9 protein-coding genes and 1 pseudogene are annotated in these 10,118 nt (G+C 37.8%); 6 read left to right on the top strand and 4 right to left on the bottom strand.

The features are described 5' to 3' along the window. The 4 genes from V7147_RS15505 to glgA form a co-directional block, all read left to right on the top strand. Positions 1–850, top strand: an 850-nt coding sequence (locus V7147_RS15505; protein ID WP_335368742.1) for an alpha amylase C-terminal domain-containing protein, incomplete at its 5' end; no start/stop codon positions are given. Continuing rightward, positions 847–2,001, top strand: coding sequence for a glucose-1-phosphate adenylyltransferase (locus V7147_RS15500; protein WP_335368741.1), 1,155 nt, complete (start codon positions 847–849; stop codon positions 1,999–2,001). The genes V7147_RS15505 and V7147_RS15500, both read left to right, overlap by 4 nt. A gap of 24 nt (positions 2,002–2,025) precedes the next feature. Continuing rightward, positions 2,026–3,132, top strand: coding sequence for a glucose-1-phosphate adenylyltransferase subunit GlgD (gene glgD, locus V7147_RS15495; protein WP_335368740.1), 1,107 nt, complete (start codon positions 2,026–2,028; stop codon positions 3,130–3,132). A 12-nt stretch (positions 3,133–3,144) separates the two neighbouring features. Further along, positions 3,145–4,581, top strand: coding sequence for a glycogen synthase GlgA (gene glgA / locus V7147_RS15490; protein WP_335368739.1), 1,437 nt, complete (start codon positions 3,145–3,147; stop codon positions 4,579–4,581). Positions 4,582–4,614: 33 nt separating this feature from the next. Here glgA and V7147_RS15485 read toward each other — a convergent pair whose 3' ends face one another. Together V7147_RS15485 and V7147_RS15480 are read right to left on the bottom strand one after the other, a co-directional pair. Continuing rightward, positions 4,615–4,749, bottom strand: coding sequence for a hypothetical protein (locus tag V7147_RS15485; protein WP_335368738.1), 135 nt, complete (start codon positions 4,747–4,749; stop codon positions 4,615–4,617). A 54-nt stretch (positions 4,750–4,803) separates the two neighbouring features. Then, on the bottom strand, positions 4,804–4,968 hold the full coding sequence (locus V7147_RS15480; protein WP_335368737.1) for a hypothetical protein: 165 nt from the start codon (positions 4,966–4,968) through the stop codon (positions 4,804–4,806). A gap of 139 nt (positions 4,969–5,107) precedes the next feature. Here V7147_RS15480 and V7147_RS15475 point away from each other — a divergent pair, with 139 nt between their 5' ends. Next, the gene (locus tag V7147_RS15475) at positions 5,108–6,037 is read left to right on the top strand and encodes an SDR family oxidoreductase (RefSeq protein WP_335368736.1); all 930 of its coding nucleotides are present in this window, start codon (positions 5,108–5,110) and stop codon (positions 6,035–6,037) included. Positions 6,038–6,074: 37 nt separating this feature from the next. Here the strand turns inward: V7147_RS15475 and V7147_RS15470 are convergent, their stop codons facing one another. Next, complete coding sequence (locus V7147_RS15470) at positions 6,075–6,209, bottom strand: hypothetical protein (RefSeq protein WP_335368735.1); 135 nt, start codon at positions 6,207–6,209, stop codon at positions 6,075–6,077. Positions 6,210–6,265: 56 nt separating this feature from the next. Then, positions 6,266–7,264, bottom strand: a pseudogene (locus V7147_RS15465) (glycosyl hydrolase family 18 protein). Positions 7,265–7,564: 300 nt separating this feature from the next. Here V7147_RS15465 and V7147_RS15460 point away from each other — a divergent pair. Beyond that, complete coding sequence (locus V7147_RS15460) at positions 7,565–10,060, top strand: DEAD/DEAH box helicase (RefSeq protein WP_335368734.1); 2,496 nt, start codon at positions 7,565–7,567, stop codon at positions 10,058–10,060. The last annotated feature ends 58 nt before the right edge of the window (positions 10,061–10,118 follow it).

Here is a 10,118-nt window from a genome sequence, read left to right as displayed (position 1 = left end):
AATGATTGCAGAAGAGGCAACCGATTATCCGCTTGTAACTGCTCCAACTTCTGCAGGCGGATTAGGCTTTAATTATAAATGGAATATGGGCTGGGTGAATGATGTTCTTAAATACATGCGTCTGCACCCATCCGATAGACGTTATCACCATAATTTATTAACTTTTTCCTTCTTCTATGCGTTTTCAGAAAACTTTGTTTTACCTTTTTCACATGACGATGTTGTTCACGGGAAGAAATCCCTATTAGATAAAATGCCGGGAGACTACTGGCAAAAGTTTGCGAATTTAAGATTATTATATGGATATTGGATGACCCATCCTGGGAAAAAACTTCTCTTTATGGGCGGGGAGTTTGGTCAATTTTCCGAATGGAAAGAGCTTGAGGAGTTAGATTGGATGCTCCTAAACTACGATTCTCATACGAAGCTCCAGACCTATTTCAAAGAGCTTCAGCATTTTTATCACATGAATTCAAGCATTTGGAGACTGGATCATGAACAAGAAGGCTTTGAATGGATCGACCCTGATAATCATGAACAATCTGTAATTACATTCATGAGACACGGCAAGCGCAAGGGGGATTACTCGATCATCGTTTGCAATTTCTCTACCGAGGTCTATGAAAATTATCGTATTGGCGTCCCATCAACCGGGAGTTATATAGAATTGTTTAACAGTGATTCAGTGGAATTTGGAGGATCCGGGCAGATTAACGCGAATGCTTTACTAGTTGATAAGACGCCAGCACATAATCAGCCTTATAGCATTACAATTAAAGTTCCACCATTAGCAATTAGTATCTTTAGAAAAGAGACAAAAAAGAGAAAACGAGGTGTCATCAAAAAATGAGGTCGAAGAAGTGGATTGCAGTTGTATTAGCAGGTGGTCAAGGGTCAAGATTGGGGGAATTAACAACAACCCTTGCCAAACCCGCTGTTCCGTTTGGTGGAAAATACCGAATTATTGATTTTCCTTTAAGTAATTGTACCCATTCAGGTATTGATACAGTAGGTGTCATTACCCAATATCGCCCACATGTGCTCAATAATTATGTAAGCAATGGGCGTCCTTGGGATTTAGACCGGAACAATGGGGGAGTAACAGTCCTTCCGCCATACCTTGGAAAGAATGGCGGAGATTGGTACAAAGGAACTGCCAACGCAGTCTACCAAAACATCCATTATATCGAGCAATATGAACCAGAATATGTCCTTATTTTATCTGGCGATCATATTTACAAAATGGATTATAGTAAGATGCTTCGCTTTCACCTGGAAAAGGGTGCTGCTGCTACAATTGCAGTCATTGAAGTTCCTTGGGCAGAAGCGAGTCGCTTCGGCATTATGAATACAGACGATGAAAAGAAAATTGTTGAATTTGATGAAAAACCAGAAAATCCAAAAAGCAATCTTGCTTCAATGGGGATTTACTTATTCAAATGGAAGTTATTAAAAAAATACCTGAATGAAGATGAAGGAAATATTCAATCTTCAAATGACTTTGGGAAGGATATTATTCCTAAATTACTTAAAGACAATAATCAATTATATGCGTATCAGTTTGATAGTTATTGGAAGGATGTCGGTACAATTGAAAGCCTTTGGGAAGCTCATATGGACTTATTAGATGATGCTCCTGGCTTTGATTTACATGATCCAAGCTGGCCATTCTTTACGGGAATCGCAACTCATCCGCCACAATATATATCACCGGAAGCAGAAGTTTCTCAGTCATTAATTAATGAAGGCTGCATAGTACAAGGAACGATTGACCACTCAGTTCTTTCATACAATGTACAGGTTGGAGAGAATTCAGTCATTAAAGACTCTGTTATCATGCCGAATGTTCAAATCGGCAAAAACGTAACGATTCACAAAGCGATTATCGCAAGTGATTTATGCATTCCGGATGGAGCACATATTGGGTCAGATGCCCCAAATGCTTCCATTACATTAGTTGGAGATGAAAACACTGTAAGACCATTATCCGTTAGTAAATAATTATCACATGAGGAGCGATTGGCATTGGAACGAGTAATTGGTGTAATTAATTTAGTGAATGATAAACAATATTTAAAAGAATTAACCCAACATCGATGTTTGGCAGCTGTACCATTCGGAGGTAGATATCGACTAATCGATTTTACAATGTCCAATTTTATTAACGCCCAAATTAAAAAGGTTGGCGTCTTTACAAAGGATAAATATCGTTCAATCATGGATCATCTCGGAAATGGAAAAGAATGGGATCTCGACCGACGAAATGGAGGTTTGTTTATTTTACCTCCAATCAACCCTGATCAAAGTATCGTCGGTGACATTCAGCAATTTTATGATCACCTAGAGTTTTTCAAGCGATCCCATGAAGACACCGTCCTTTTTTCTCCAGGCCACCATGTCTATAAAATAAACTTTAATGAAGTGATAAAAAGCCATAGAGAAAGCGGTGCAGATCTAACTATTGTTTACAAACAATATGATGGAGAGCCAGTGGAAAAACCAATCTATCATAAATGCATCCTAAATGCTGATGATAAAGTAACAAATCTAGAACTCTATACAACTCCAAAACAGGGTGACCCTGTTTGTACAGAAACCTTTGTGTTTTCAAAGAAACTATTAATTGAACTGATTACGAAATGCTATGAAAACGGGGAATATGATTTTATCCGGGATTTAGTCAAAGCGAATCTACATCGTCTTAAAGTAAACAGCTATCATTTTAAAGGTTATATGCCATTTATTCATTCAATTTCAAGCTATTATAAAACGAATATGGAATTCTTAAATCCACAGGTAACAAAGGAATTTTTCTTTGACAACTGGGAGATTTATACGAAGACAAAGCATGAACCACCAGTCAAATATTCCACTACCTCAAATGTTAGCAATTCTCTAATTGCAAACGGCAGTGATATAGAGGGGACGGTTGAAAATAGTATTATTTTTCGCGGGGTGAAAATTCGCAAAGGGGCCACTGTTAAAAACAGTATTATCATGCAAAAAGGCGTCATTGACGAAGGTACATACCTTGAAAATGTGATAACAGATAAACAAGTGAATATCACATCAGAAAAAGTAATCATTGGGGAACTTACTCCAACGGTTATCAAAAAAGCTGAGATCATCTAACGGAGGAAAATCATGAACGTATTATTCGCAGCATCAGAGTGTGCTCCATTTATTAAAACAGGCGGACTAGGTGATGTAATAGGAGCTTTACCAAACGCTCTACAACAGGAAGGAATAGAGGTAAATGTAATCCTGCCGAAATATGGTGATCTAGCCGATCAATACAAGGAACAGCTTGTATTAGAACGAATTATTGAAGTGCCATTAGGATGGCGGAGACAATATTGTGGCATTGAAAAATTAATCCACAACGGAATTAGCTATTATTTTTTAGATAATGAGTATTATTTTAAGCGATACGGTAGCTATGGTTTTTATGATGATGGAGAGCGGTTTGCTTTCTTCTCAAGAGCGGTACTGGAAGCCATCCCATATCTAGATGTAAAGCCAGATATTATTCATTGCCACGATTGGCAACCAGGACCGATTCCACTTTTATTAAAAGCACATTATTCAAACCATCCTGACTATCAGGGTATTAAAACGGTATTTACGATTCATAATTTACGCTATCAAGGAGTTTACCCCAAGTCTGTTTTAGGTGAATTACTTGATGTGAGTGAACGCTATTTTCATATAGATGGTGTTGAGTTTTTTGGGAATGTCAGTTATATGAAAGCCGGATTGGCCTTTGCTGACGCTCTTACAACCGTTAGCCCAACCTATGCAAATGAAATTCAAACGGCTTATTATGGGGAGCAGTTGGATGGATTTTTACGAAAACGAAATATTGAGTTACAAGGAATTGTAAATGGGATTGATGATGAAAATTATAGTCCCGCTTCAGACAAGGCGATTTTTACCTTTTATGATTCATACGAAGGTAAAATGGTGAATAAGCGAGCATTACAGCAGCATCTTGGACTTCCGGTACAAGAGGATGTTCCTGTCATCTCCATGATTACCCGACTCGTCGAACAAAAAGGAATTGATCTTGTTTTGCATGTGTTTGAAGAAATACTTAACCAAAATGTGCAGTTTGTTTTACTTGGAACAGGCGAAAGCCATTATGAGGATGCCTTCAGGGAGCTAGCCTACCGTTATCCAACAAAGGTATCAGCGAGTATCTTTTTTGACGAGGCACTCTCTCGAAAAATATATGCGGGTTCCGATTTGTTCTTAATGCCATCACAGTTTGAGCCTTGTGGAATCGGTCAATTACTCTCATTCCGCTATGGCACACTCCCTTTAGTAAGGGAGACAGGTGGACTTAAAGATACAGTTCAACCTTACAATGAATTTACCGGTCAAGGTAACGGCTTTAGCTTCACGAATTACAATGCACATGACATGTTGTATACGATAGAGCGTGCGATTTGGTTTTACCGTTTCCAGCCAAGGAAATGGAAAGAGTTATCAGAAAAAGCATTAAAGCTTGACTTTAGCTGGAAAGCATCTTCAAAGGAATATATAAAATTATATGAAGAGCTACAATTTGCAACTGTATAAGCAAAAAACGTTAGGGACGTGACCCTAACGTTTTTAGCGTTTTCGAACCAATTGTGTGAGTGCAATCCTTCTTAACGATGAACTGCTAAAATCAGTTGCATTTCTTTTTCTCATCCGTTCACGAATGGGATTGTCATTTGGATTGATTTTTCCATCGGTGTTATCCATCGTAGAAATCCTCCTCTTATTCATTATAGAGTTAGATTCCCCATGTTGATTCTTTTAAATTACAGGATAATGATGTTCGTAACGAGGATTGTAATAATAGGGCGGTCTTGCCCCAATTTGAGGTAGTTCAAAGCTATGATTGATATATGATACCTCGACTCGTTCTTTTGATTCGTTGACCAGTAAAAATTTCACCTCAGGACTGTAGTAATATCGCATGAATTAAACCTCCTTCATGATTCTTAAGTTAGTCTATTCATGTTTTATTAATGATGAGCCCGTACCTTAAGTGCGAATTTATCACTGTTCCGGGTATCCTTCATAGACTAAAGCAGATTAAGTATCAGGAGGTTTGCCTATGTCTCGTTTTGAAGAAGGGGATAGGGAGAGTCAAAACTACCCGATTTATCCAAGTTACGGAAAAATTACGGAGTATAAGGATGTTGCTATAACAGTTCCTGAGCAGCGTCAATATCGTCAACCAGGTGTCGAAAGCCTAATGGTGCCTAGACCAATCGTTGACAACCCTCAATATAAAGGAAGTGGCAAGTTAAAAGGTAAGATTGCGTTAATTACGGGTGGTGATAGTGGAATAGGTGCGGCTTGCGCAATTGCCTTTGCAAAAGAGGGCGCAGATGTGGCGATTTCATATTTAGATGAGCATGAGGATGCGAATCGAACAAAAGCAAAGGCTGAAGAATTTAATCAGCGTTGTTTACTTTTACCGGGTGACTTACGAGAAAAACAAAAATGTATAGACATTGTTGAAGACACGGTTAAATCCTTTGGAAATCTCGATATTCTTGTTAATCATGTCGGTATTCAATTTCAGCAGCTTAGTCTCCTTGATATTTCAGATGAACAGTTTGATGAAACCCTGAAAGTCAATGTATATTCATATTTTTATACGACAAGAGCTGCTTTAAAGCATTTAAAAGCAGGTAGTTCAATCGTCAATACAACTTCTGTTGTTGCCTACCATGGGAATGACCAATTAATTGATTATTCCATGTCGAAAGCAGCCATTGTCGGGTTTACACGTGCACTTGCTAATAATGTTGTGACAAAGGGAATAAGGGTCAATGCTGTTGCACCTGGTCGGGTCTGGACACCACTTATTCCTTCGAGCTTTTCTGCAGACCAAGTCCCGCTTGCAGGTAACCCGATGGACAGACAAGGACAGCCTTTTGAACTTGCCCCAGCCTATGTGTACCTCGCTTCTGATGATTCCCGCTTTGTTACTGGTCAAACCATTCATGTGAATGGTGGTCAAATTACATCATCTTAAAAAAAGTGATTCTTTTACGAATCACTTTTTTCTTATATTATTTTTCTTTATTTATCTGTACATTTTGGGGACGCTTTGGATGTCCTACCCTACCTTCATCATCTGGACCTGTTAATGTATTCCGTTTATCTAACACTTTACCTGTAAATTCAACCGGATTACGATTTACCATGTTTTTTCACCTCCATCTTTTAGGATGGTTGAAAATTTAAATAACATGACAGCTAATTATTTCTTCAGCGTATAATAATTCTTTATATTTGTAGAGGCAATCGATTCATACAATGTATTTGTTAAACTGTGTGCTCCTTTTGAATCAAGGCCGAGCTCCCAAATCATCATACCACCAAAACCGTGATTTAATGCAAGCTGCGTTTTTCTTGCCATCATTGTTTGGCCATTATAAAAATAGGTTGTACCATTCATATCCACTGTATCTTTTGTTGCATTTGCAGGATTTGCCTCTACAATTGCATCAAATGAAACTTGCTTGATATTCGGGTCAGCTGGCTGCGCATAAAATGGAACACCTAAGACAAGCTTTTCCTTTGGTAATTTATATGTGTCAAAGAGATTCGTCCAATAACCAACAATTTTTTCGGTAAATGGATATGGTGATAGATTTTCTGCAAAGTAGCCACCATCCCATTGGCCATCATAAGCCATAATATTTACATAGTCGACAGATTGAAACATTGACGGCTCATATTTAACATACCCAAGCTCTGTTAATGTTTGTCCATGTATTTTTGAATGAACAGCAATTGATTATTCCTTATTTTTAGCATGTAGATTTTCACCTAATACTTTCATAAATTGATGTAGATTTTTTACATCTGCATCATTTCGAGGGTGTTCAAAATCAATATCAATTCCATCAAGATTTTCCCGTTCAACTACTGCAATAAGCTCATTTACAAGTTTCTCTTGGGAAATCGGATTTGCGAGCGCTGCTGAAAAATAATCATACGATTCGCCGCCATTCATATGGAACCAACCACCGACAGCAAGCATCGCCTTCGTATTGTGTTTATGTGCATTTGCAACCATGTTTTTTAGATTCTCGATTGCATGATCGCCTGTAAATAGAATCTGACCATCCTTTGTTGGATGAACAAAGGAAAAGATAATATGAGTTAGTTTAGAATAATCAATCTGATTGGGATCCCGAAAATCCTGGACATACCCGACTAAAACCTTAGACTGCGTTTTATCCAGCTTTGGCATTTCTTTAGGTGTCGGTGTTTTAGAGGAATGAGGTGCATTCCTTGTCATTTTATTTTCGGTTTGACTTTGATTTGTTAGCATCGTACCTGTAAATAATCCACTTACAAATATCACAACCAACAAAATAGTAAGGAAGATATATCGTTTTTTCATGATGTGGTCCTCCAGATTAGCATTATCTTTCAAATTGTATCAGACAGATCAAGCGTGATGTTGTGGTAATATCATCCTTATAATAATATTTTTTCCCAGTCTTATATAAACTAAAAACAATACTTCATGTTGGCAAGGAGAAATTAGATGAACAATCAATTTGGACAGTACTATTATCAAGCAGTCGTAAGGGCAAAACAAATGATTATGGATGATATCCATCATTACCTAGAACAAAAAGAAACAATCCCTAACTTTGAACAATATGTACGTGAACGAAGTTCTTTTCTCGATCAACTCTGGCTAAACGCTTGGCTTAACACCGCGGTTCAAGCACCTTTTTCAGAAAAAAAGGCATATTTAGAGGAGCGTGGCTTTGAAGTAGAAGGTGTTACTAAAAAGCTACTAAATAAATTATTTCGAACAGAGATTCGTGATGTCGAGCACTTTGACTGTATCTCCTGGCTTGAGGACACATTTACAAATCAACCGAATGAATGGGAGCAAAAATATAAAACTGCAAGAGAAGATTTTGAATCTCGAGTAAAGAAACAACAAGTTAGAGAAATTAAGAGAAAATTCATTCTGAAGCTCAATTTTTATCTCAACGAAATACTAAGTAACCACTACGAGGAACTTTATTTAAGGATTCGATATTTACTAGGAAGTCATTTAGCAATAGAGATTGAGCAAAAGGGAATGGTTCTATCATCAGATGAAGTAACTTTAGCTTCTTATTTATACAAAGAAACGGAACTCGCACATAACCGATATTTCTATCAGGAAAACTTGATCGAGCTATACGAAAATCTCATTTTAAATCAACTTATGGATTTCGGCCCGGATTGGTTAAAATCTCACTTACCAGAACGTATATTCGAAGAATGCAAAAACAGCTTTCAAGAACCATTATCTGATGCGTTTATACAGGAAGTAGCATATGAGTACTTTCTCGATGTTCGTGATGATTTATTCGAGGATATTCTAGAGGAATATGTGTCTGATCTTGAGAAATTGATTGATATTCCATTTGATTTAGAAAAGCATCAGAAAATTTTTGAAAAAGATATTACTGACAGAAAAGAACGAGTAGAAAAGGAAAAAGAAGAGTTAAGACGTCAAAAAGAAGAAGAACAAAGAATGATTGATGATATTTTCGGTCGCGCATACAATTTATCACCTGGCCGAAATATTCAGTATGTATTACATGTTGGAGAGACGAATACAGGAAAGACCTTTCAAGCAATCCAAAGAATGAAGGATGCTAGTAGCGGGATCTATTTAGCTCCTCTACGATTATTAGCACTCGAAATTTTTGAAACTTTGAATGAAGAAGGTGTACCTTGCAATTTAAAAACAGGAGAAGAAGAAAAGGTAGTAGCGGGTGCAAATCATCTATCAGCAACCGTTGAAATGCTAAGAGAAAAGGACTTTTATGAAGTGGTAGTGATTGATGAGGCACAAATGATATCCGATAAAGACCGTGGCTTCTCTTGGTATAAAGCCATTACAAACGCAAACGCAAAAGAGGTCCATATCATTTGTAGTTTTCATGCAAAATGGATGATCCTTCAGTTACTTGGAAACTCAAATGTAGAAGTGCATGAATATCATCGGGATGTGCCACTAGAGGTAGAGCCTCATCTATTTCGTTTGAATCATACAAGAAAAGGTGACGCACTTGTTTGTTTTTCGAGAAGAAGAGTGCTTGAAACAGCATCCGAGCTGCAAAGAAGTGGAAGTCGGGTGAGTATGATATACGGTAGTATGCCTCCGGAAACAAGGAAAAAACAGATAGAGCGTTTCAATAATGGGGAAACAACAGTAATTGTAGCTACGGATGCAATTGGAATGGGACTTAACTTGCCAATCAGGCGGATCGTGTTTTTAGAAAATGATAAATTTGATGGAACGAGAAGAAGATTGTTAACCTCTCAGGAAGTGAAGCAAATAGCAGGGCGGGCAGGAAGACGTGGAATTTATGAGATCGGAAAAGTCGCATTTACGAGCGATATTAAGACAATGACGCGTCTATTAGAGCAAGAGGATACCCCACTTGAGGGCTTTGCGATCGCACCAACAAATGCGGTACTAGAACGTTTTCAAAAATACTCTCGGAAAATGAGAATGTTCTTCTACCTTTGGGATCAATTTCAAAGTCCTGAAGGAACAAAAAAAGCTACCCTCCACGAGGAAAGAATGTTATATGAATTGGTTGAGGATACGATCATTGAGGCAAAGCTATCGTTACCAGACCTATATGGTTTTTTACATTTGCCTTTTTCATCAAATGAACAATCACTGCGAACACAATGGAAGAAAACCTTGGAAGCGATCGTTGATGGACAACCATTACCCGATCCGATCCTGAAGAAAGCGGGACTAGAAGAACTCGAGCTATCCTATAAAGCAGTAGGTCTACACTTACTATTTCTTTATAAATTAGGAAAACAAACTGAAGCCCACTATTGGGAAAGAGTTCGAGAAGAAATAAGTGACAAAATACATGAACAATTAAAGACCGGAATCCAACCAGCCAAAAGAGTATGTAAGCGTTGCGGCAAAAACCTGCCAATCGGCTTTTCCTTCGCAATCTGTAATGAATGTTATTTCGACCGACCAAGAAGAGGGCATCATGGATAAATCCAAATTATTACAAAAAGGATCAACTAGTTTCACACTGGTTGATCCTTTTTGTAAT

The sequence above is a fragment of the Bacillus sp. JJ1521 genome, assembly GCF_036965165.1.
GTDB lineage: Bacteria > Bacillota > Bacilli > Bacillales > Bacillaceae_L > Ferdinandcohnia.
The sequence above is the reverse complement of the archived record's forward strand: the minus strand, read 5'-3'. Positions and strand labels throughout refer to the sequence as shown.